The following is a 21,224-nucleotide window of genomic DNA, read 5'->3' as shown; positions in this document are numbered from 1 at the left end:
CATGCCGAAACAAGAGTTGCTCGGTGAGGTGAAGAAGCTGATTACGATCGGGAAGGAAAAAGGATTCCTGACATATGACGAGCTCAATAGCACTTTGCCCGCTGAAGTGGTGTCTTCAGACCAGTTCGGCAGCATTATGGCGATGTTCGGTGAGATGGATATCGAAATCGTCGAGGGGGCGGAGGGGGAGCGGCTACAGAAACGATCTGAAGGCGAGGGCGGCGAGGATGTGGAGGACGTCGAGGCGGAGGCCGAGGAAGAGAACGATAAGGCGATCGATCTGACGCCTGGGGCGCTCAGCCGTACCGACGATCCTGTGCGCCTCTATCTCAAGGAAATGGGGAGTGTGGCGCTGCTCAGCCGCGAAGGCGAGATCGAAATCGCCAAGCGAATTGAAGAGGGCAAAAAAGATATCGCCTCGGTGATCTACGGCATGCCGATGACCATCGAGTTCGTCCTGGCTCTTCGCGATCAGCTCAAGAACGCCAAGATCGATGTGCGCGAAATCGTGCCGGTTCAAGAGACCGAGGAGGATTTTGAGGAAGAGCAGCAGCCGGTGGAGCGGGATTACGAAGAGCTGCGGGTGAAGACGCTGGAAGCATTGAACTCCGTTCGGAAGGTCTCGCTTGCGCTCAAGGCGCTGGCGGAGAAGGGCAAGCATATCGGCAGTGATCCGGTCAAACAAAAGAAGTACAAGAAGCAATTCGATGCGATCCGCCAGCAAGTGGTGAACAAGATTGAATCGGTGAACCTCCATGGTGTCTTGAAAGACCGGATGGTGCAGCGCGTTCGCGATCTCGCGGTCCAGATTAGGGCGGCGGAACGGGAGGCGGTCAGTTGCCAGCGCCGCATCGGGGTGGGCGGAGAGGCCGGGGCCGAGCTTCTGCGAAAGATGTGCCGGAGTCGTCAGGATTTCTTGGCGGTCAAACGGAAAACCGGAGTATCGGAAGAGACCCTGCTGGAGATTCGGAAAGTCTATCAAGCCGCCAAAGGGAAGGTCCGCCAACTCGAAACGGAAGAAGCGCTTGTCCCGGCTGAAGAAATCAAGGACGCGGTCAAACATCTGGACATTGCCGAAGAGAAGGTCAAGCGCGGGAAGGCGGAGTTGGTCGAAGCGAATCTGCGTCTCGTGGTCAGCATCGCCAAGAAGTACACCAACCGGGGCCTGCAGTTCCTCGATCTCATCCAGGAAGGCAATATCGGGCTCATGAAGGCGGTGGACAAATTCGAGTATAAGCGCGGGTACAAGTTCAGTACCTACGCCACCTGGTGGATTCGGCAGGCGATCACCCGGGCCATTGCCGATCAGGCGCGAACGATCCGGATCCCGGTGCACATGATCGAAACGATCAATAAACTCATCCGGACCTCCAGGCATCTCGTGCAGAAGCTGGGGCGAGAACCGCTTCCCGAAGAGATTGCCGAGCGCATGGATTTGCCGTTGGACAAAGTTCGGAAGATCCTCAAGATCGCCCGCGAACCCATCTCGCTTGAAACGCCTATCGGAGAAGAGGAAGACAGTCATCTTGGTGATTTCATCGAGGACAAAAAGGCCGTGTCTCCGTTGGAAGCCGCGATTCGTTACGACTTGCAGCGGCAGATCAACAGTGCCTTGGAAACTCTGACGCCGCGCGAGGAAAAAGTCTTGCGGAAACGGTTCGGTATCGGAGAAGCGACCGACCATACGTTGGAAGAAGTCGGCCAGGATTTCGAAGTGACACGCGAACGTATCAGGCAAATCGAAGCCAAAGCTCTCAGGAAATTGCGGCATCCGAGCCGCAGTAAGAAGCTGAGGAGTTTTGTCGAAAGTCTCTAGAGGGCGAATCTCACGGTGGTCTGATTTGACTCCATTCGGAGGGACAGCCTAGAATCCAGGTTCAGGTTGATGCGAATACCGAGATTGAGGACGACGAAGTCGTCAGGCGCAAGTGGTCACTCAGACATCAGCCTGAGCTCGAACCCTTTCCGATCGGGCCCATAGCTCAGGTGGTTAGAGCGGCTGACTCATAATCAGCTGGTCCTAGGTTCAAGTCCTAGTGGGCCCACCAGCCGGAAGCGCGCCTGATGCCTTCAGGGCGCCAGTCGTGATGGAAAGGACACGTTGAATCAAAAACTCTCCCCACTCATCGAACTGCAAAAGCTCGACCTCCGCATCATGGAGGTCAGTGAGATCCGCAGAAAAATCCCTGAACGTCTCCATGCCGCCGAATCTCCACTCCGGGAAGCAGCTCAGCTCCTGAATGATACGAAGGCAGCCGTTGAAGCCGCCACCAAGGAGCGGCGCTCCCACGAAAAAGATCTCGAAGCCCATGAGGCACACACCGAGAAGATGAAGTCGCACGCGGCAAGCCTGAAGACCAACAAAGAATATCAGGCACATTTATTCGAACTGGAGCTGGCGAACAAGAAGCGGGGAGATTTCGAGGAAAAGATTCTGTTGTCGATGGAGAAGATCGACGAGCTCCAGAAGACCGCAAACGAGCTTCACGAGAAGCATCGTGCCCTTGAGAAGGTTTTTGTCCAAGAGAAGGAAAGGCTGGATACGCAGGACAAGGAACTCGCTGTGGAACTGGCTCAACTTGAAACGCACCATCGCGAAGCATCGGCTCGGGTTGAGAAATCTCTGCTCGATCGCTACACTCAGGTCAAGGCCTCACGGAGGGATCAGCCGCTTGCCGCGGTGCGTGACGGCATCTGTCTCGGATGCCGCCTTCAGATCCCGCCGCAGCTCATTGCGCAAGTCAAACGATCCGACAATTTACACCTCTGCCCCTACTGCCGTCGTATTTTGTACTGGGAAGGCGAGCCGGTCACGGAAGCTCCCTCAATAGTGGGAGGGAAGCCGTCGGACTTCGAAGTGGGAGAATCGGTCTAGGGTAGTTCCGCCAGGATGGCTTGGGTGGTTTTGAAGTGGAGCTTTGCCACGGAGTCCAGCCGTTCCTGCCCGTGTTTCTTGATGATCATCTTCGCAGCGAGTTCGACGGCCGGAGAAGCGCCTTTCGGTAGGGTGGTGCCGACTTCGCCTGACAATCGCTTCAATCGGAGTAAAAATTCGGCCCGAGCCAGGATAGACGCCGCAGCGACGGCAAGATCCGATTCCGCTTTCGTCCGTTGTTCAAGCACGATCTTCCGGCCCTTTTCCTGCAACACATTGAGGATCAATCGCTCATCTCCGAACTGGTCGGAGATGGCTCGCTCGCAGGTTACGCGTTCAAGCAAGGTCTCGAGCGCTTTGGCGTGTCCCCAGGCGAGCAGGCGATTGAGGTTACGGATCTTCCCGTAGAGCTCGTTGTATTTCTTCGGTCCAATCGCGATGACGCTGTGTGGGCAAATGGTTTTAATGTCGGGAGCCATTTCGAGAATGCGACCGTCGGAGATGTTTTTGCTATCTCGGACCTGCATGAGCGCGAGCTCGCCTTGTGTGGTGGCGTCGACAAAGACGGCGGCGATGACGAGCGGACCGAAGTAGTCGCCTTTTCCGGATTCGTCGATCCCGATGCGCTCAATTGAACTGGTGCTGTGGGGATGTCGCGCGGTCATGAGGCTGCTCTCCCCTCTGGAAATCCTGTCTAGGGCGGCGTAATCTACCAATGGAATGCAGGGTGGTCAATCGAGGACGGCGGATCCAGAAGACGCATGTGGTTGGAGGATGTATGATGCACGCCCGGCTATTGAGGCAAAGGACCATGATCGCATGTCTCGTGGTGGCGGGGTTCGGCGTGGCAGGGTGCGAGACCAACCCCTACACAGGCCGGTCGCAGTTGTTGATGTCGTCGGTGGGTCAAGAAATGCAAATGGGGGCGCAGGCGTACAATCAGATCAAAACTGACCCGAAGATGAAACTGTCCCAAGATCCCCGTGAGATCGAACCGGTGAAACGAGTGGCCGCTCGGATCGTCGAAGCTGCGAAACGCTCAAAATATGCGGAGATGGCCAAGCAGTTTCAGTGGGAAGTGTCCGTGATCAAAGATGACAAAACGGCCAATGCGTTTGCGCTGCCTGGGGGGAAAATGGCGGTCTACACGGGTATTTTCCCCATGGCCAAGACGGAAGCCGGCTTGGCAGCCGTGATGGGGCATGAAGTCGTGCATGCGTTGGCTCGCCATGGCGCGGAACGCATGAGTCAAGGGCAGCTGACGAATATCGGGTTACAAGCCGCCGGTGCGGCGATCGGGCTCAGCGGCGGAAATCCTATGCTTGGCCAAGCGACCATGGCGGCGCTTGGAGTGGGGGCGCAGGTCGGCGTGCTGCTTCCTTTTAGCCGAAAACATGAATCGGAAGCGGATTACATAGGCATTCTTCTAGCAGCGGATGCGGGGTATGATCCGCGTGAGTCGGTCGCCTTGTGGGAACGGATGGCACAGTCGTCGGGCGGGGGAGGCCCGGCTGAATTCTTATCCACCCATCCAGGCCACGAGACGCGAATCGACCAATTGAAGAGTTGGATGCCGGAGGCCATGGCTCTCTATCAGAAACGAACTCCGGTGCCCGCTGCACCGTTGCCGGAAGTGAGTGGACGATAGCCGGTCTGAATTCCGTTGATCAATCGTAATGGTACCCACCAGGTCTCCTTGTTTCGGCCTATGGCCTTTCGTATACTGAACCCGCGTGGGTGGAGAACTGGATGGTCGCTCGGTGCGTGTTGGCATCGGGAGGAAAGTCCGGACTCCATGGGCAGGGCGCTGGGTAATTCCCAGGCGGAGTAATCCGACACCGGCACCACAGAAATCAAACCGCCGATGGCCAAGGCGATGGGATCCCATCTGGTCGCCGCGGCACAGGTAAGGGTGAAACGGCGGGGTAAGAGCCCACCGCGGTGGTGGTGACATCACCGGCAGGGTAAGCGTCGCCCGGTGCAAGGCCAAATAGGAGGACATGTGCAGCGCTCCTCGCGGACTGTTGCACACCGACTGGCCCGGTCGAGGTCTTCGGGTAGGTCGCTTGAGGTTCGAGGTAACTCGAATCCCAGAGAAATGATCATCCAGGCAAAGGGGGAAACTTCTTTGCGGGACAGAATCCGGCTTACAGGTTCTCCGCCCACGCCCTTTTGGGGCGAAGCCCGTCATCCAAACGATCTCAAATTTGTTTCTCTGGGCGTTCCATGGGGCCTCGTATTGACGGTCGTCCTTGAGGATGCTAGGATCTCGAATCTTTCCCCTTGATTTCAAACACATTTGTGCACGATGATGCGTCTTTCGCAAGGCGTGTCTTTTGAGGTCTGATCCTTTGACGGCAGGCCGAATCTTGCGGTCGTAGGGAGGGTTGTCATGAAACTCACCGGTGCTGAAATCTTCATCGAATGCCTGAAGCGAGAGGGAGTCAAAACGGTCTTTGCGCTTCCCGGTGGAGTGGTCTTGAAGATTTTCGATACGCTCCATCAGCAGAAGGATGTTGAGGTGATCCTGACGCGACATGAACAGGGCGCGGGGCACATGGCAGAAGGCTATGCCAAGGCCACCGGCAAGGCCGGCGTATGCTTGGTCACTTCCGGTCCCGGTATGACCAACGTGATTACGGCGTTGGCCGATGCCTACATGGATTCCGTCCCATTGGTCTGTTTCAGCGGCCAAGTCCCGACCAGTTTGATCGGGAACGATGCCTTTCAGGAAGCGGACAATGTGGGCTTGAGCCGGCCCTGTACGAAGTACAATTTTCTCGTGAAAGATGTGAACGATTTGGCGGCTACGATCAAAGAGGCGTTTTATATCGCGACCACCGGCCGTCCAGGCCCTGTGCTCGTCGATATCCCGAAGGACGTGTCGATGGCCAAAGCGGAATTCACCTATCCGAATTCTGTCTCGATCCGAGGCTACAACCCGACGTACGACGGAAATAAGTGGCAGATCAAGCAGGCGGCCGAAGCGATCATGAAGGCCAAGAAGCCGATTCTCTATGTCGGTGGCGGCGTGGTCTTTTCAGGCGCTTCGCAAGAACTGCTCGAACTGGCCGAGATGACACAGATTCCAGTAGACATGACCCTGATGGGACTGGGCGCGTTCCCCGGAGAGCATCCCCTCTCCATGGGTATGATGGGGATGCACGGGACCTATCAGGCCAACATGGCTGTGCATTACTCCGACCTTGTGATCGCAGTCGGTGCGCGGTTCGACGACCGAGTCACAGGGAAGGTGTCGGAGTTCTGTCCCTATGCGAAAGTGATCCATATTGATATCGACCCGACGTCCATTCGGAAAAACATTCACGTCGACATCCCGATCGTCGGCGATTGCAAGGCGGTGCTCCGTGAGTTGAATCAAATCTTGCGCGCGACGGTGAACGGCGAGCAGAAAGAACTGCGGAAGCCGTGGTGGGATCAGATCCGAGAATGGCAACAGGCCCACCCGTTGACATATCACCAAGAGAAGGACGGGCCGATCAAGCCACAGCAAGTGGTCAAGCGGTTGTATGAACTGACCAAAGACCGCGATCCGATCGTCTCGACCGATGTCGGACAGCACCAGATGTGGGCTGCACAGTATTTCAAATTGGCGAAGCCGAACAGGTGGTTGACCTCGGGCGGACTCGGCACGATGGGCTTTGGTTTCCCTGCCGCGATGGGGGCACAGGCCGCCTTCCGGGATCGTTTGGTTCTTTGTATTGCGGGAGACGGCAGCGTCCAGATGAATATGCAGGAGATGGCGACGGCCGTGGTGAGCAAACTGCCGGTGAAGATCATCATCTTGAACAACGGATTTCACGGTATGGTCCGGCAATGGCAGGATCTATTCTACGAAGGGCGCTACGCGTCGAGTTATCTGGATACGACTCCGGATTTCGTCAAGCTGGCGGATGCCTATGGAGCGGTGGGATTGCGGGTCAAGAAAGCCGACGATCTCGATGCCGTGCTCAAAGAGGCCTTGTCCACGGATAAACCCGTCATTGTGGATGTTCCAACGTATCCGTTTGAGAACTGCTATCCGATGATTCCGGCCGGCGGATGTAACCATGAAATGATTCTGGAAGATCCGCCGGAGTTGAAGAAGAAACAATCCGGTGCGGCGAAAGTGACGCCGGAAGATAAAGATACGGTGCTCACAGCTTAAAGGAAGTGCTGAGTGGTGGGTGCTCAGGGCTGGGTGTTCGGCTCAGCTCTCGGTACTCGAGTCTCAGTACTGAAAAAGATGGAACACATCATCTCGGTAACGGTTGAAAATAAGTTCGGGGTTCTTTCAAGGGTCGCGGGGTTATTCAGCGGTCGGGGGTTCAATATTGAAAGCTTGTCGGTCGCGCCGACGCTTGATCCGTCCATGTCGCAGATGACGATTGTGACCACGGGTGATGAGCGGATCATTGAGCAGATCGTGAAGCAATTGAACAAGCTTATCGACGTGATCAAAGTCGTGGACTTGAATGAGACGGAGTTTGTCTCACGGGAGACCGCGATCATTAAGGTCCATACGAAGGATGAGGATCGGGCCGAGGCGCTCAGAATCGTGGATATCTTTCGGGCGAACGTGATCGATTCGACGCCGAGTACTTACACGATCGAAGTCTCCGGAGATCCCAAGAAAATAGAAGCGATCATCAACTTGTTACAACCTCTTGGAATCAAGGATTTGGTACGCACCGGCCGGGTGGCCGTCGCACGCGAACCGGTCCGTTCTGCGGCGGTCCAGACGAAGAAAGTGGCCCGCGAGTAACGTCCTGCTGAGTATGCAGAATTGCTAGAGAAGGGAAAGGGTTGGTCATGAAAATCTACTACGATAAGGATGCCGATGTTCAGCAGATCCGAAGTAAGACTGTGGCCGTGATCGGCTATGGGAGCCAGGGTCACGCCCATGCGCTGAACCTGAAAGAAAGCGGGGTAACGGTCGTCATTGGGTTGCGTGAAGGCGCGTCTTGGAAAAAAGCTGAACAGAGCGGGCTCAAAGTCATGCCGGTGGCCGATGCGGTTAAGGCGTCCGATGTGGTGATGATTCTGGCACCGGACGAGGCGCAGGCCGCCATCTATCGGCAGGAAGTCGCGCCTAATCTCAAAGCCGGGTCATATTTGGCGTTCGGTCATGGGTTCAATATTCATTTTGGCCAGATTGTGCCGCCGGCCTCGATCAATGTCTTTATGGTGGCCCCAAAGGGACCTGGACACCTCGTGCGTTCGGAGTATACGAAGGGCAGCGGGGTCCCTTGTTTGCTTGCGATTCATCAGGATCCCAGCGGCGCTACCAGGCAAGTGGGATTGGCCTATGCGAGCGCGATCGGGGGCGGACGCGCCGGTGTGATCGAAACGAATTTTCGTGAAGAAACCGAGACTGATCTGTTCGGTGAACAGGCGGTGCTCTGCGGAGGACTGACCTCGTTGATCCAGGCTGGGTACGAGACGCTGGTCGAGGCGGGGTACTCACCGGAAATGGCGTATTTCGAATGTTTGCATGAGGTAAAGCTCATCGTCGACCTGATTTACCAAGGCGGGATCGCCAATATGCGCTATTCGATCAGCACGACGGCGAAGTATGGCGATGTCACTCGAGGCCCGCGGGTGGTCACCGAACAGACCAAGCAGGAAATGAAACGGATTCTTGAAGAGATCCAAACAGGGCGGTTCGCCAAAGAATGGGTCCTCGAAAATCAAGCCAATCGGCCGGTCTACAATGCGCTGCTTGCCAAAGGCGAGGCGCATCCCATCGAGGCGGTCGGAGCCGAACTGCGGGGAATGATGCCGTGGCTCAAGAAAGATCAACTCGTCGATAAGACTAAGAACTAGGGATTTCCGGTTCTGGTCTCGCATCGTTCAATGATTTGACGTACAATGAAAGTGTACGTCTTGCCTTTCCACCCCTGCGATCTTTGTTTTGCGGAGAGGCGTGTTCGTTGTCGCATCCTTCGTAGACTGAGGTAACTCCGTGGCAGATCGTGCGGTGGGCGTTCCCTTTGCCAAAGAAGGAATTCCCTTCATTGCGGTTCCCGCCGGCGTTACACTGTTGACGGGATTGCTGGGCTGGCCGGTCGTCGCGTTTGTCGGTGCCGTCGCGACACTGTTTTGTGCCTGGTTTTTTCGCAATCCGGCCAGGGTCGTCCCGCAAGGTCAGAATCTTGTGGTCGCTCCCGGTGATGGGAAGGTGATTGCGATCGAGGAAGAGTTTGAGCCGAGATACCTGAAAGAGCGCAGCGTCAGGGTCACGATCTTTTTGAATGTGTTCGACGTCCACATCAATCGGATGCCCTGTGACGGCGTGATCGAAAATGTGCAGTATCAACCGGGCCTTTTCATGGTGGCCAGTAAGCCGGAAGCCACGTTCATGAATGAACAGAACGCCTTGATGATCAAGACTCCTGAAGGCATCAAGGTCTTGTGTGTGCAAGTGGCCGGATTGATCGCCCGGCGTATTGTGTGTTGGGTCTCGCCACGGGATCCGGCTGTCCGAGGTGAGCGGTATGGGTTGATCCGGTTTGGGTCGCGCATGGATACCTTTCTCCCGATCGGTACCACGTTTCGGGTGGCTGTCGGGCAGCGGGTGAAGGGCGGCGAAACTATCCTAGGAGAATTGCCATGAAAACGGCAGGCTTCAGGAATTCGTTCGGGAAAGAGGGGAAGCGGCGGAAAGCCGCCATGCATCTCATCCCCAATCTGTTCACGACAGGCAATTTGTTTTGCGGAATCTTCGCCATACTGTCCGTCTTCAACGCAAACTACTTGGAGGCGGCGATTGCAATCCTCGTCGCGATGATTTTTGACGTCTTGGACGGGAAATCGGCTCGCCTGACCAACAGTACGAGCCAGTTCGGTCTGGAGTACGATTCGCTGTCCGATGTGGTCTCGTTCGGTGTCGCACCGGGTCTGCTGATCTATTCATGGGCGTTGAGCGGGCAAGGGACGTTCGGCGTGGCGGTGATGTTCGCCTACGTGGCCATGGGAGCCGTGCGGTTGGCACGATTCAACTCCACGGTCGCCTTGTCCGACGGCAAATATTTTACCGGATTGGCTATTCCCGCGGCTGCCGGAGTCGTCGCTTCTCTGGTGGTCTTTGATCACTACCTCCTGAAGATGGGTGCGGAGACCCGGCCGATCGTGGTGCTGCTTATGACGCTGGCCCTCTCGTTCTTGATGGTCAGCACGATCAAGTATCGAAGCTTTAAGGAACTCAAATTTAAAGGCCACCGGCAGATTACCTATCTGGTTTGGGGTATTCTCACACTGATGATGGTGGCAGCCTGGCCGGCGGTTATGTTATTTGTCATCTTTGCCGGTTACGCATTGATGGGGCCGGCTGAAAAAGTATTTTGGCTGGTTGCCCCGGCCGGCGGAAAAAGGAATATTGGGAAAGTCGAGCCGTCGCCGATCGAGTCAAAACCGTAGCCGTGAACAATCGACGGGAGGAACGGCAATTCTCGTGAACGGCTAAGACGAGGAGTAGTACGCGAGCAGTCTAGAAAACAGAATGTTAAAAGCGGTTATCCAGCGAGAACGAAGCTGGGAACCGGTTTCAACATTGTGAAGAGAGAGCTGGTGGGTGGTGCAAACCAGCCTAGACATCGCCGAACTCGCCTCTGAGCCGAATCTCCGAACATGAAGTAGGAGATTCCGTCTTGCCTTCGTAAGAGGCAAATGAAGGGCCTGATGATCATCAGGCTGAATCAGGGTGGTACCACGGAGCGCGTCAAGCCTTCGTCCCTGGGTCTTACGGGATGAAGGCTTTTGTATTTTATGGCTGATGAAAACGATTGCTGACTTTGTTCTCGGCTCGAAAACGTCCTCAACGTACTTGAGAAAGTACGCCTCCGGCGTTTTCCTTCGCCTGCGGCCTTGCTAGGGGAGAAGGCGCGACTCGGCGCGCCTAGGGTGGGCGGGTGAGAAAGTAAGACTTTTTGAGCAGCTTGTGAATCGGAGGTGAGTCATGGCACGCATGATCAGAATTTTCGATACAACCCTGAGGGACGGTGAGCAATCGCCTGGGGCCAGCATGAACGTGGAAGAGAAGGTCATGGTGGCCAAACAACTGGCGCGGCTCGGCGTGGACATTATTGAGGCCGGATTTGCCTATAGCTCGCCCGGCGATTTCGAGGCGGTCCGGCGGATTGCGCAGGAGGTCGAAGGGCCGACGGTCTGCAGTCTGGCGCGTGCCCGTCCCGAAGATATCACCCGGGCTTGGGAGGCGCTCAAAGGGGCGCCGAAGATCCGAATCCATACCTTTCTCTCGACGTCGGATATCCACCTGAAGCATCAGTTTCGGATGACGCGCGAGCAGGCTAAACAGCGCGCCGTGGAGATGGTCCGGCTGGCGCGTGGCTATGTCGATGACGTCGAGTTTTCGCCGATGGATGCGAGCCGTTCAGATCCATCGTTTCTCCACGAAGTGATCGAGGCGGTCATCGCCGCCGGGGCCGGCACCGTCAATATTCCCGACACGGTGGGGTATGCGGTCCCACAAGAGTTCGGCGCACTGATCAAGGGGATTTGCGACAAGGTCCCCAACGCGAAACAAGCCGTCATTTCCGTCCACTGCCACAACGATTTGGGTGTGGCGGTGGCCAACAGTCTGTCGGCCATTATCAATGGGGCGGGCCAGGTCGAGTGCACGATCAACGGAATCGGCGAGCGCGCGGGTAATACCTCCTTGGAGGAAATCGTCATGGGTCTGCGGACCAGGAAGGATTTCTACCAAGCCGACACCGAGATCAAAACCGAAGAAATCGCGAAGACCAGCCGTTTGGTCAGTAAGATTACGGGAATGGTGGTACAGCCCAATAAGGCGATCGTCGGAGCCAACGCCTTTGCCCATACGTCGGGCATTCATCAGGACGGCTTGCTCAAAGAGAAAACAACCTACGAAATCATGCGCCCGGAGTCGATCGGATTGGTCGAGAGCCAGATGGTGATGGGCAAGTTGTCCGGGCGTCATGCGTTTCGGCAGCGCCTGGAAGAGCTGGGCTACGCGCTCAGCGAGGAAGAGATCAACCACGCGTTCGAGCGATTTAAGAAACTCGCCGACCAAAAGAAGGAGATTTTCGAGGAAGATCTCGAGGTCATCGTCTCGGAAGAGTTGTCGAAGATGGCCGACCGCATTGCGCTCAAAACATTTCACGTCTCGAGCGGAACGGACCAGGTCCCAACGGCCACGGTCGAACTGGAGATCGATGGGAAGTCCATCGCTCAAACCGGCACAGGCGATGGGCCGGTGGACGCCGTCTATCGCACCATTGCCGCGATGACGCAGACCAAGAGCAAGTTGTTGATGTATGTCGTGAAAGCTATTACCGGTGGCACCGATGCGCAAGGCGAAGTCTCGGTGCGGGTTCAGGAAGACGGCCGGACGGTGACGGGCCACGGGGCCGATACCGATATCATCACGGCCTCTGCCCGGGCCTATTTAAGCGCATTGAACAAGCTGGCCTATCTGGCGACGAAACAGGCTCAAGGAGAACAGAAGGTGAACTTGATTTGACGGCGCTCTCCACGATACAGTCTCAATTTCCGTGACTTAGCGTGTTGAGGTTGAGGGGGCTTGTCCGTGTTCAAGGTGACGCTGGCGGATCGCCCCGAGTTTCTAGCCGGCGACGATACGCGCTTGCGGGAGATTTTTCACCCGGCCAAGCATCAGCTCAAACTGAAATATAGTCTTGCCCACGGCACTCTCCCTTCCGGTCAACGATCGAAGCGACATGTTTTGGCGTCGTCCGAGGTCTATTATTTCATATCGGGCTGTGGCCGATTGACGATCGATGAGCACGTCACGCCGGTCGAAGCCGGGACGACGGTCTATGTTCCCCCTGGAGGGCAACAGTTTCTCGAAAATACCGGCACGACAGATATCGAATTCTTGTGTTTCGTGGATCCGGCCTGGCGAGTTGAAGATGAACGCGTGTTGGAATAGACCATGGGCGGATTGAAGGATCGAAAGGAGCAATGGTGAAGGCCAAGATTGCAGTGCTGGCCGGTGACGGCGTCGGACGCGAGATCGTTCCTGAAGCTGTGAAGGTTCTCAAGGTCATCGCGGATAAATATGGGCATTCGTTCGAATTTGCCGCGGCTGATATCGGCGGTCAGGCGATCGATAAGGCGGGAGTTCCGCTGCCGAAGGATACATTGGCGCTCGCGAAGCAGAGTGATGCGGTCTTGCTGGGAGCCGTCGGTGGCCCCAAGTGGGAAGGGTTAGAGTACAGCCTGCGGCCAGAACGCGCGCTGCTCGGAATCCGAGAGGCCTTAGGGCTCTATGCCAACTTGAGGCCGGCAAAGCTGTACTCCAATCTGGTGGATGCGTCCACGTTGAAGCGTGAGGTCGTCGAGGGGATCGACATCCTCGTGATTCGCGAACTCACCGGGGGAATCTACTTCGGCAAACCCAAGGGCATTGAAAAGCTGCCCAATGGCGAAGAACGGGGATTCAATACGGAGGTCTATTCCACGGAAGAAGTTCGGCGGATCGCCAAGGTCGCATTCGAAGCGGCGCGGAAACGGCGCAAGAAGGTGACCTCGGTCGATAAGGCGAACGTGTTGGAATCCTCGGAGCTGTGGCGAAAGGTCGTCATCGACGTCCACGCGTCCTATCCGGATGTTGAACTGGGGCATATCTACGTCGATAACGCCGCCATGCAGCTGGTGCGGAACCCCCGACAGTTCGACGTGCTCCTCTGCAATAACATGTTCGGAGACATTCTCAGTGATGAAGCAGCGATGCTGACCGGTTCGATCGGCATGTTGCCGTCGGCCAGCATCGGGGCGAAAGTCGGGCTCTTCGAGCCGATTCATGGGAGCGCCCCTGACATTGCAGGCAAGAATATCGCCAATCCCATCGCCACGATTGCCTCGGCTGCGATGATGTTGTCGTACGCATTTCACCTCGAGAAAGAGGCTGAAGCCATCGAACAAGCCATTGTGAAAACGCTCGACCTCGGGTATCGCACGAAAGATATTCAGAGCCCCGGAGCGCGGATCGTGGGGACCGTCGAGATGGGCGAGGCCATCGTGAGAAATCTGAACTAGTCAGCGGCCTGATCTATGGCAACCATTCTTTCCACGTGGATGATCAAAACACTCGCCGGTAACGGCGAGGCGGGTTTTGCGGGAGACGATGGATCGGCGGATCGGGGCTGTTTGAATGAACCCAAAGGCGTCACGATCGATCACCACGGACACGTGTATGTGGCCGATTCAGAAAATCACGTCATTCGAAGAATTGACTGCGTCAGCGGTATCATCTCGACCGTAGCCGGGAGACCCAGCAACGACCAGACCCATGCACCGGAGCGACGGGAAGCAAGTGTCCCGCCCACCGATGAAGACCCGTTCGCTGATGGTGGTCGAACCACCACGGAGAAATTTACACAGCAGGCCGATTTGAGCGGAACTGTCCGATATTGGACCAACGGAGCACCCACCTCACAACGGTATGGTGGGGACAGTGGGCCGGCGGTGAGCGCGGATCTCAATTTTCCCACAGCGGTGGCTGTAGACCGGGAGGGGAATCTCTATATCGCCGATACGATGAATCATCGTGTGCGGATGGTGGACACGGCAACCGGGATGATCTCGACGCTGGCAGGAACAGGTCAGGCTCGTTTTTCCGGCGACGGCGGTCCCGCGCATCACGCTGCGCTCAATGAACCCTCGGCCTTGGCCGTCGACAATGAAGGCAGGCTCTATATCGCCGATCAAAGCAATCATCGTGTGCGTGTGGTAGACCTTAAGACTCGCGTGATTCACACGGTTGCGGGAACCGGGACAGCAACGTACGACGGAGATGGGCAGCACGCTGTTGACGCAGCTCTTGCGGGTCCCAGTGGATTGGCCTTGGCGGCCGACCGACTGTATATAGCCGATACCTTCAACGGCCGAATCCGATGTGTTCAACTCTCGTCTGGTTTGATATCCACTGTGGCGGGCGATGGCGGAGCCTATCGGTATGAATCGCCGTCGGATCCGCCGTCGCCGAGTCTTTCGCGCCCAACGGGAATTGCCGTCGATCATCAGGGAAACCTCTTCCTGACCGATTCCGACAGTCACCTCATCCGGCAGTGGGATTGGGCAGATGGGGTGGCGTGCCGCGTGGCGGGTGTTGGGGTTCCTGCCTATTCAGGAGATGGCGCGGTCGCGAAAGAAGCGAGTCTGTGTTATCCGTTCGGTATCGCAGCCGGCCGGGACGGAACGTTGCTGGTGGCGGACACCTTTAATCATCGTATTCGCATGTTGGCATTGGAGTAGGCGTCTCATGATCAAGAAGAAACCCGGATACATCGTGGCAATCCTTGGCGCGACCGGCGCCGTAGGGAAGGAAACACTCGACATCCTGGAAGAACGAAAATTTCCGCTGGCGGGACTCCGGCTCTTTTCGTCCAAGCGATCGGCCGGCGAGGTGATGACCTGCCAGGGTAAGGAGTGGACGGTTGAAGAGTTGACCGAATCCTCGTCGTTCGATGAGGTGGATCTGGCGTTTATCTCCGCGACGGACGCCATCAGTCAAGAATATGGTCAGCGATTGGGAGCGGCCGGCATTGCGGTGATCGATGATAGTGCCGTATTCCGTATGGATGATCAGGTTCCCTTGGTGGTTCCGGAAGTGAATGCCGCAGCCTTGCGTTCCATGCCTCGGGGGATCGTCTCCATCCCCAACTGTACGACCACCCCCTTGGTCATGGCGCTCAAGCCCCTTCACGATGCGGTGGGGGTGAAGCGAGTGGTGGTCACGACCTTTCAATCGGTGTCCGGAACCGGCGCCGCGGCCATGGATGAACTGATGGATCAAACGAAAGACTTGCTGGCGTTCCGCGACGTCACAACCAAGGTCTATCCCTATCAGATCGCCTTCAATTTGTTGCCGCACATCGGCTCGTTCAACGAGGGAGGCGATTGCTCGGAAGAAGTCAAGATCGCGAAAGAGACCCGAAAGATTCTCGGCGCACCGAACCTTCGGGTTACGGCGACCACGGTACGCGTTCCCGTGCTGCGTTGCCACTCTGAAGCGATCAATGTGGAATTGGAACGTCCGTTGAATTCAAACGAGGCGCGTGCCGCGTTGGCAGCGATGCCCGGCGTGATCGTCTACGACGATCCGGTGAAGAAGCTGTACCCAATGCCCCTTGACGCGACCGGAAAAGACGAGGTCTACATCGGCCGTGTGCGGGAGGATGAGTCGATTACCAACGGCCTCAACCTCTGGGTCGTGTCCGACAACCTTCGCAAGGGAGCGGCGCTGAATGCGATTCAGATCGCCGAGTGTCTAGTCAACAGCTAACAGCATTCTGCCAACTGGATGGAAGTTGATGCCGGAATGGAATACGCTGGGCAAGCTCTTAATCGGGATAGGGCTTGGCATCGTCGGGCTTGGGGTCCTATTGGTTCTGGTGGACCGGATTCCCGGCCTCGGAAGCGCGTTCAGTTGGCTGGGAAAGCTGCCGGGTGATATCTCCGTCAAGCGTGATAACTTCAGCTTCTATTTCCCCATCGGGACCAGCATCGTCCTCAGCATCTTTCTGAGTCTGCTATTCTATCTCCTAGGATGGTTTTTCCGAAGATGATAGCAAGACGGCTCCTGGCCGGCGCGGCTGGAATGGGACTCTGCTTCGGCTGTCTCATGATGCCGGAGGCCCAGGCCGCTCAATCGATTCGTGTTCTGTTGGCGTCGGATGTTCGGCAGTTGGAAGTGTATACCGATCAGACCCTATGGGTGACCGATGAGCGTGATCAGGCGTGGGCGTATCGGTCCGCGCTCCGGATCAAGGCTCAGGGCCAGGTGCTGCTTCTCAACGGCAAACCGGTGGCGAGCGATCAGCTGATGGTGCGGGCGGGAAGTCATGACGTGAAAATCTGGTTGAATGGGAACGGCAATAAGGCAGTCCTGCGCGCAGGCGATGAGAAAGGTGCAGTCCAGGTCAGTGGGTCGATCCAACTCGTCCGGCGAGGGAAAGGCCTGCTCGTCGTCAATTACGTCGATTTGGAGGAGTACGTCAAAGGTGTGGTGCCGGCCGAGGTGAATCCCGCCTGGCATCCCGAGATGTTAAAAGTTCAGGCAGTTGCGGCCAGGACGTATGCGTTGTATCAACACATGCTCAGCGCTGCTCGGGATTATGATGTGGTTGCCGGGACTCAAGATCAGGTGTATCGTGGCCGCCAGGGTATCGATGGACGGATCATCCAGGCCGTAGAATCCACAAGAGGCATGGTCGTGACCCATCAGGGCGCTCCCATCTATGCCGCCTTCTCATCGACGGCCGCAGGGATCACGGAAGATGCCACGATTGTGTGGTCGAAGGATCTGCCCTATTTGAAAGGCGTTGAATGCCCGTTCGACATCGAGTCCCCGCACTATCAGTGGAAAGCGTCGTTTACGATCGATGTGTTGGAGAGGAATTTACGGCAACAAGGATTTGCGGTGGGAACGATCACGGCCATCGCACCGCTTACCTATAGCCGTGCAGGACGCGTGGCCACGTTGCAGATTTCGCACTCCCTGGGTGAGCTCGTTCTGCGTGGAGAAGATCTGCGTAAGGCGGTAGGGTATACCGTGGTGCCCAGCACGCAATTTACGATTGAGTCCGTCGGCCGGGATGTCATTCTTTCCGGGTATGGAGCAGGCCATGCAGTGGGCCTCTGCCAGTGGGGCGCGAAAGAACTGGCAGAGCTGGGGTATTCCTTTTCGAGCATTCTTCGCTACTACTATCCTGGGACCGAGCTGCGCGATGCTTCATTAACCCAGGCTCCTCCTGCCCCTTCGGTTCCTCCTTCGTAATGCAACTCTCAGATTATGACTTTCCGTTCGATCCTGCCCTGATCGCGGTGCAGCCGATCATTCCTCGGGATCGAGCACGATTGCTGGTCCTAGACCGGAAGTCGCACCAATTTGCACATCGTCAGGTTGCCGATCTCCCTGAATTGATGAACCCGGGCGACCTGCTCGTCGTGAACGATACCAAGGTCTTGGCCGCACGAGTGTCGGGAATCAAGAGATCGAATGGAACATCTGTTGAGGTGTTATTCGTGAAAGACCTTGGTCACGGACGGTGGGAGATCATGGTGAAAGGCACCCTCCGTATCGGCCAGGTGATCGAATTCGATCGACATTCCCGCGCAACCATCGTGAAACGCGACGCATCCGGTACCGAGGTGACGGTGGACAGCCCGGAGCCTGTGGCACGGCTCTTCGAAACGCAGGGGGTTATGCCGCTTCCGCCTTACATCAAGCGCGCCGCGACTCCGGAGGATCGACGCTGGTATCAGACGGTCTTTGCCAAACACGAAGGGGCGATTGCAGCACCGACCGCCGGGCTTCACTTTACCGAAGAACTGTTTAAGCGACTGGTCGCCTCTGGCGTCAAGGTTGCCACGGTGACCCTCCATGTCGGTCCAGGCACCTTTAAACCGGTGACGACCGAACGAATAGAAGACCATCAGATGGGGGCGGAAGCATTCTCCATCAGTGAGGAAACGGCCGACGCGATCAGGCAGACGAAACGCGCCGGTGGGCGGGTAATGGCCGTCGGTACCACGGTCGTCCGAGCGCTTGAAACCGTCATGAAGGAGAAGGGGATGATGGTTCCTACGTCCGGTGAAAGCCGGCTCTTCGTGACACCGGGATTTCAGTTCAAGGTCGTCGATGTGCTCATGACGAATTTCCACCTTCCACGGACTACGTTACTGATGCTTGTGTCGGCGTTCGCCGGCACCGAGCTGATACGCAGCGCTTACGAAGAAGCCGTCGAAGAACGCTATCGCTTCTACAGTTACGGCGACGCGATGCTGATCAATTAGGCTCAACGAGAGCGGAAGGCCTTCACAGCAGCTCGCGGCGGACGGTGACCGGCAGCTTGGCTTTCATGGACTGTTGGAATGAGACCAGGGCTCGTTGCTGTTTTTGCAAGAGCATGTCGTCCAACACCCGCTGCTTGGCTTCGGCGGCCTTGGCAGGATCGGAATCCTGCGGCCTAGTCATGAGAGATTGCCCCTCGGCAATTTCGGCAGGAGTGAGCGAGACAGAATCGCGAACGATCATCCGAGCCTTATTGGCCAGCACTTCTTGGTGCTGGATCGCCTCAAACGAAGCCGGCGTCAAATGATTCGCCGCCAGGATGCGGCGGTAGAGTTCCGGATCGAAGGCTCCATTTTTCTGAAAGACCGGAGTTTGCATGATCAGCTCGCGCAAATCGGCATCGGAGACTCTCACGCCCATTTCTTCAGCGGCGATGATCCAAACGCGACTGTCGACGAGTTGCCCGATGACGAACTCTTTGAACTCTTCCTCTTTGAAGTCACCGGTGACGTTTTCTTTATAGATACGACGCATGTTTTCATAGGTGCGCTTAAACTCGTCGAGTGAAACCGATTGCTCCCCGACTTTGGCGACAGGTCCGCCGGCTTGCTCACCGAATCCCCACCATCCCATGGTAATCACGAAGGCAACAGCCAAAATGCCCATGATGGATTTGAGCAACCAAGGGTAGTTGTGAGATGCATCGCGCATCGTCTTAATCATGTCGATCCTCTTTTTTGTGTAAAGAGAGAAGTGTACTTCCGGACAAAACGAAAGGCAAGAGCGGCGATCAGTGAAAAGATCCGGAAATGGGTTCCTCGAATTCGCGCATACTTCCCGTCGATGTCGCAATGAGTGCATGGGGCGACTCGCAAGGACACCCAAAAAGGAAGCTCTGAAAAAGATTGGTCTTTGTTTGTGCAAGATGATGCGTTTTGTTATACTTTGTCACTAATTAGGTAAGGAGATCCCTTGGCAGGGGAGGGGCTGACCTCGGCGTCGTTTGAATCAAGAGTCTATCCGAAGGCCCATGTCCTGAACCGGTTCATTGCGAAGTTGATCGACCTGTTCATTATTGTCGCCGCAGGCGAAGTCGCTCCTCCGGTCGGCTTTCTTTCCGGTCTGGCCTACATCTTGATCGCCGATGGGTTTGCGGGGGGACGAAGTATCGGCAAACGGTTGGTCGGCCTGCAAACCATGCGGTTGGATGGGCGGGATACGGCCGGCTTTCGAGAATCGATCATCCGGAATCTTCCGTTGGGCGGTGCACAGATCGCGTATGCGGTCCCATACATTGGATGGCTCGTATCCCTAGCTATTTTGGCATTCGAAAGTTTTTTGATCATAGGGAATGAGCAGGGTCGTCGACTCGGCGACGAAGTGGCTCGAACGCAGGTGTTGGATGCGGGTCAACTCGCAGTCCCGGACTAGGTAAGATAGAGCAAGCGCACAGGCTGGGCGCTGAGTCGTCCGGCCAAGATGAAGGGAGAGACGCCGTGGGGTTCCCGGGAGATGTGTTCGGTTGGTTCTCCGACGACCTAGCGATTGACTTAGGCACGGCGACGACCCTCGTCTATGTCCACGGGAAGGGGATCGTCCTCAACGAACCCTCCGTCGTCGCAGTTGAAAAGAAAAGCGAAAAAGTGCTGGCCGTCGGAACGGACGCCAAAAAAATGCTTGGACGCACGCCCGGGAATATCGTGGCGGTTCGGCCGATGAAGGAAGGCGTGATCGCCGACTTCGAGATGGCCGAACAAATGCTGAAGCATTTCATCCGGAAGGCTCACAATCGCAGCGCGTTTGTTCGACCACGGATCATCATCGGTGTCCCCTCCCGTATCACGCAGGTAGAGCAACGGGCCGTGCGCGACTCCGCCGAATTGGCCGGGGCGCGGGAGGTCTATCTGATCGAAGAGCCTGTCGCCGCGGCCATCGGATCGGGATTGCCGATCACGGAGCCGTCCGGCAACATGGTGGTCGATGTGGGAGGCGGCACGACGGACATCGCCGTCATCTCGCTGGGCGGGATCGTGTACAGCGAATCCGTCAAGGTCGCCGGCGATCGCATGGACGAAGCGATCATGAATTACATCAAGAAAAAGTACAACTTGCTCATCGGGGAGCATATGGCGGAGCGGATTAAATTCGAGATTGGGTCCGCCTATCCCTTCGAGGAGCGGAAGACCATGATGATCAAAGGCCGAGATTTGATTTCAGGTATCCCGCGGACATTGGTCATCGACGACGCCGAGGTCCGCGAAGCGCTGCAAGAGCCGATTGGAACGATCGTGAATGCCATCAAGATCGCGTTGGAAAACACACCGCCCGAACTGGCCGGGGACATTATCGATCGCGGAATCGTGTTGACCGGCGGCGGCTCCCTTCTCAAGGGCATGGACACACGATTCCGTGAAGAAACGAACTTGCCGATCATTACGGTGGACGATCCGCTGACCTCCGTGGTGTTGGGGGTGGGCAAGATTTTGGATGAGCTGGATCTGCTCCGGAAGGTATCGGTCATGTCCCAAGCGAATAATCTCCGGTAAG

20 protein-coding genes, 1 tRNA gene and 1 other RNA gene are annotated in these 21,224 nt (G+C 56.5%); 20 read left to right on the top strand and 2 right to left on the bottom strand.

Annotation, left to right across the window (positions count from 1 at the left end; translation table 11 throughout):
• Position 1: 1 nt before the first annotated feature.
• The 3 genes from rpoD to H8K04_14355 all read left to right on the top strand — a co-directional run bounded on the left by rpoD (position 2) and on the right by H8K04_14355 (position 2,875).
• Positions 2 to 1,816 carry an RNA polymerase sigma factor RpoD gene (rpoD, locus tag H8K04_14365; protein ID UVT15000.1) on the top strand — a complete coding sequence of 605 codons (1,815 nt, stop codon included), beginning with the start codon at positions 2 to 4 and terminating at the stop codon, positions 1,814 to 1,816.
• Positions 1,817 to 1,971: 155 nt separating this feature from the next.
• Positions 1,972 to 2,048, top strand: a tRNA-Ile gene (locus H8K04_14360).
• 53 nt (positions 2,049 to 2,101) lie between these two features.
• Positions 2,102 to 2,875 carry a hypothetical protein gene (locus H8K04_14355; protein UVT14999.1) on the top strand — a complete coding sequence of 258 codons (774 nt, stop codon included), beginning with the start codon at positions 2,102 to 2,104 and terminating at the stop codon, positions 2,873 to 2,875.
• Here H8K04_14355 and rnhC read toward each other — a convergent pair.
• Positions 2,872 to 3,540 (bottom strand): ribonuclease HIII, encoded by a 669-nt coding sequence (gene rnhC, locus H8K04_14350; GenBank protein UVT14998.1) that lies wholly within the window; start codon positions 3,538 to 3,540, stop codon positions 2,872 to 2,874. The two genes, H8K04_14355 and rnhC, sit on opposite strands and share 4 nt — an antisense overlap.
• Positions 3,541 to 3,653: 113 nt before the next feature.
• Here rnhC and H8K04_14345 point away from each other — a divergent pair, with 113 nt between their 5' ends.
• From H8K04_14345 to queA, 15 genes are all read left to right on the top strand, one after another.
• Entirely contained in the window at positions 3,654 to 4,523 is an 870-nt protein-coding gene (locus H8K04_14345) for a M48 family metallopeptidase (GenBank protein ID UVT14997.1), read from the top strand.
• 89 nt (positions 4,524 to 4,612) lie between these two features.
• Positions 4,613 to 5,041, top strand: an RNA gene (gene rnpB, locus H8K04_14340) — RNase P RNA component class A.
• A 226-nt stretch (positions 5,042 to 5,267) separates the two neighbouring features.
• Positions 5,268 to 7,043: a biosynthetic-type acetolactate synthase large subunit gene (gene ilvB, locus H8K04_14335; protein ID UVT14996.1), complete on the top strand. Its 1,776-nt coding sequence runs from the start codon at positions 5,268 to 5,270 to the stop codon at positions 7,041 to 7,043.
• A 78-nt stretch (positions 7,044 to 7,121) separates the two neighbouring features.
• Positions 7,122 to 7,640 carry an acetolactate synthase small subunit gene (gene ilvN, locus H8K04_14330; GenBank protein UVT17996.1) on the top strand — a complete coding sequence of 173 codons (519 nt, stop codon included), beginning with the start codon at positions 7,122 to 7,124 and terminating at the stop codon, positions 7,638 to 7,640.
• A gap of 47 nt (positions 7,641 to 7,687) precedes the next feature.
• On the top strand, positions 7,688 to 8,701 hold the full coding sequence (gene ilvC / locus H8K04_14325) for a ketol-acid reductoisomerase (GenBank protein UVT14995.1): 1,014 nt from the start codon (positions 7,688 to 7,690) through the stop codon (positions 8,699 to 8,701).
• Positions 8,702 to 8,840: 139 nt separating this feature from the next.
• Positions 8,841 to 9,491, top strand: a complete 651-nt coding sequence (locus H8K04_14320; GenBank protein UVT14994.1) for a phosphatidylserine decarboxylase family protein — start codon at positions 8,841 to 8,843, stop codon at positions 9,489 to 9,491.
• On the top strand, positions 9,488 to 10,294 hold the full coding sequence (gene pssA, locus H8K04_14315; GenBank protein UVT14993.1) for a CDP-diacylglycerol--serine O-phosphatidyltransferase: 807 nt from the start codon (positions 9,488 to 9,490) through the stop codon (positions 10,292 to 10,294). The genes H8K04_14320 and pssA overlap by 4 nt, the downstream gene beginning before the upstream one ends.
• Positions 10,295 to 10,832: 538 nt before the next feature.
• Positions 10,833 to 12,380 (top strand): 2-isopropylmalate synthase, encoded by a 1,548-nt coding sequence (locus H8K04_14310; GenBank protein ID UVT14992.1) that lies wholly within the window; start codon positions 10,833 to 10,835, stop codon positions 12,378 to 12,380.
• A 66-nt stretch (positions 12,381 to 12,446) separates the two neighbouring features.
• Positions 12,447 to 12,809, top strand: a complete 363-nt coding sequence (locus tag H8K04_14305) for a cupin domain-containing protein (GenBank protein UVT14991.1) — start codon at positions 12,447 to 12,449, stop codon at positions 12,807 to 12,809.
• 35 nt (positions 12,810 to 12,844) lie between these two features.
• Positions 12,845 to 13,918 (top strand): 3-isopropylmalate dehydrogenase, encoded by a 1,074-nt coding sequence (gene leuB, locus H8K04_14300; protein UVT17995.1) that lies wholly within the window; start codon positions 12,845 to 12,847, stop codon positions 13,916 to 13,918.
• A 15-nt stretch (positions 13,919 to 13,933) separates the two neighbouring features.
• Positions 13,934 to 15,136: a hypothetical protein gene (locus tag H8K04_14295; protein UVT14990.1), complete on the top strand. Its 1,203-nt coding sequence runs from the start codon at positions 13,934 to 13,936 to the stop codon at positions 15,134 to 15,136.
• A 7-nt stretch (positions 15,137 to 15,143) separates the two neighbouring features.
• On the top strand, positions 15,144 to 16,166 hold the full coding sequence (locus H8K04_14290) for an aspartate-semialdehyde dehydrogenase (protein ID UVT14989.1): 1,023 nt from the start codon (positions 15,144 to 15,146) through the stop codon (positions 16,164 to 16,166).
• A 28-nt stretch (positions 16,167 to 16,194) separates the two neighbouring features.
• Entirely contained in the window at positions 16,195 to 16,449 is a 255-nt protein-coding gene (locus H8K04_14285; protein ID UVT14988.1) for a DUF2905 domain-containing protein, read from the top strand.
• Complete coding sequence (locus H8K04_14280; protein UVT14987.1) at positions 16,446 to 17,660, top strand: SpoIID/LytB domain-containing protein; 1,215 nt, start codon at positions 16,446 to 16,448, stop codon at positions 17,658 to 17,660. Before H8K04_14285 ends, H8K04_14280 begins: the two co-directional genes overlap by 4 nt.
• Positions 17,660 to 18,679: a tRNA preQ1(34) S-adenosylmethionine ribosyltransferase-isomerase QueA gene (queA, locus tag H8K04_14275; protein ID UVT14986.1), complete on the top strand. Its 1,020-nt coding sequence runs from the start codon at positions 17,660 to 17,662 to the stop codon at positions 18,677 to 18,679. Before H8K04_14280 ends, queA begins: the two co-directional genes overlap by 1 nt.
• Before the next feature lie 22 nt (positions 18,680 to 18,701).
• Here the strand turns inward: queA and H8K04_14270 are convergent, their stop codons facing one another.
• Positions 18,702 to 19,400 (bottom strand): SurA N-terminal domain-containing protein, encoded by a 699-nt coding sequence (locus H8K04_14270; protein UVT14985.1) that lies wholly within the window; start codon positions 19,398 to 19,400, stop codon positions 18,702 to 18,704.
• A gap of 249 nt (positions 19,401 to 19,649) precedes the next feature.
• On the opposite strand from H8K04_14270, the gene H8K04_14265 reads away from it, so the two are divergent.
• A complete protein-coding gene (locus tag H8K04_14265) occupies positions 19,650 to 20,108 on the top strand; it encodes an RDD family protein (GenBank protein ID UVT14984.1) in 459 nt (152 codons plus the stop codon).
• A gap of 83 nt (positions 20,109 to 20,191) precedes the next feature.
• Positions 20,192 to 21,223: a rod shape-determining protein gene (locus H8K04_14260; protein ID UVT17994.1), complete on the top strand. Its 1,032-nt coding sequence runs from the start codon at positions 20,192 to 20,194 to the stop codon at positions 21,221 to 21,223.
• The last annotated feature ends 1 nt before the right edge of the window (position 21,224 follow it).

It is taken from the genome of Nitrospira sp. (assembly GCA_024760525.1).
Classification (GTDB): Bacteria; Nitrospirota; Nitrospiria; order Nitrospirales; family Nitrospiraceae; genus Nitrospira_D.
Note: the sequence above shows the minus strand (reverse complement) of the source record. Positions and strands in the feature narration are given on the sequence as shown.

Bases quoted from the DNA above. Each gene is read 5' to 3' on its own strand.
- rpoD (UVT15000.1), top strand. From the start codon at position 2: ATGCCGAAACAAGAGTTGCTCGGTGAGGTGAAGAAGCTGATTACGATC.
- rnhC (UVT14998.1), bottom strand. From the start codon at position 3,540: ATGACCGCGCGACATCCCCACAGCACCAGTTCAATTGAGCGCATCGGG.
- H8K04_14345 (UVT14997.1), top strand. From the start codon at position 3,654: ATGATGCACGCCCGGCTATTGAGGCAAAGGACCATGATCGCATGTCTC.
- ilvB (UVT14996.1), top strand. From the start codon at position 5,268: ATGAAACTCACCGGTGCTGAAATCTTCATCGAATGCCTGAAGCGAGAG.
- ilvN (UVT17996.1), top strand. From the start codon at position 7,122: ATGGAACACATCATCTCGGTAACGGTTGAAAATAAGTTCGGGGTTCTT.
- ilvC (UVT14995.1), top strand. From the start codon at position 7,688: ATGAAAATCTACTACGATAAGGATGCCGATGTTCAGCAGATCCGAAGT.
- pssA (UVT14993.1), top strand. From the start codon at position 9,488: ATGAAAACGGCAGGCTTCAGGAATTCGTTCGGGAAAGAGGGGAAGCGG.
- H8K04_14310 (UVT14992.1), top strand. From the start codon at position 10,833: ATGGCACGCATGATCAGAATTTTCGATACAACCCTGAGGGACGGTGAG.
- H8K04_14295 (UVT14990.1), top strand. From the start codon at position 13,934: ATGGCAACCATTCTTTCCACGTGGATGATCAAAACACTCGCCGGTAAC.
- H8K04_14290 (UVT14989.1), top strand. From the start codon at position 15,144: ATGATCAAGAAGAAACCCGGATACATCGTGGCAATCCTTGGCGCGACC.
- H8K04_14285 (UVT14988.1), top strand. From the start codon at position 16,195: ATGCCGGAATGGAATACGCTGGGCAAGCTCTTAATCGGGATAGGGCTT.
- H8K04_14280 (UVT14987.1), top strand. From the start codon at position 16,446: ATGATAGCAAGACGGCTCCTGGCCGGCGCGGCTGGAATGGGACTCTGC.
- queA (UVT14986.1), top strand. From the start codon at position 17,660: ATGCAACTCTCAGATTATGACTTTCCGTTCGATCCTGCCCTGATCGCG.
- H8K04_14270 (UVT14985.1), bottom strand. From the start codon at position 19,400: ATGATTAAGACGATGCGCGATGCATCTCACAACTACCCTTGGTTGCTC.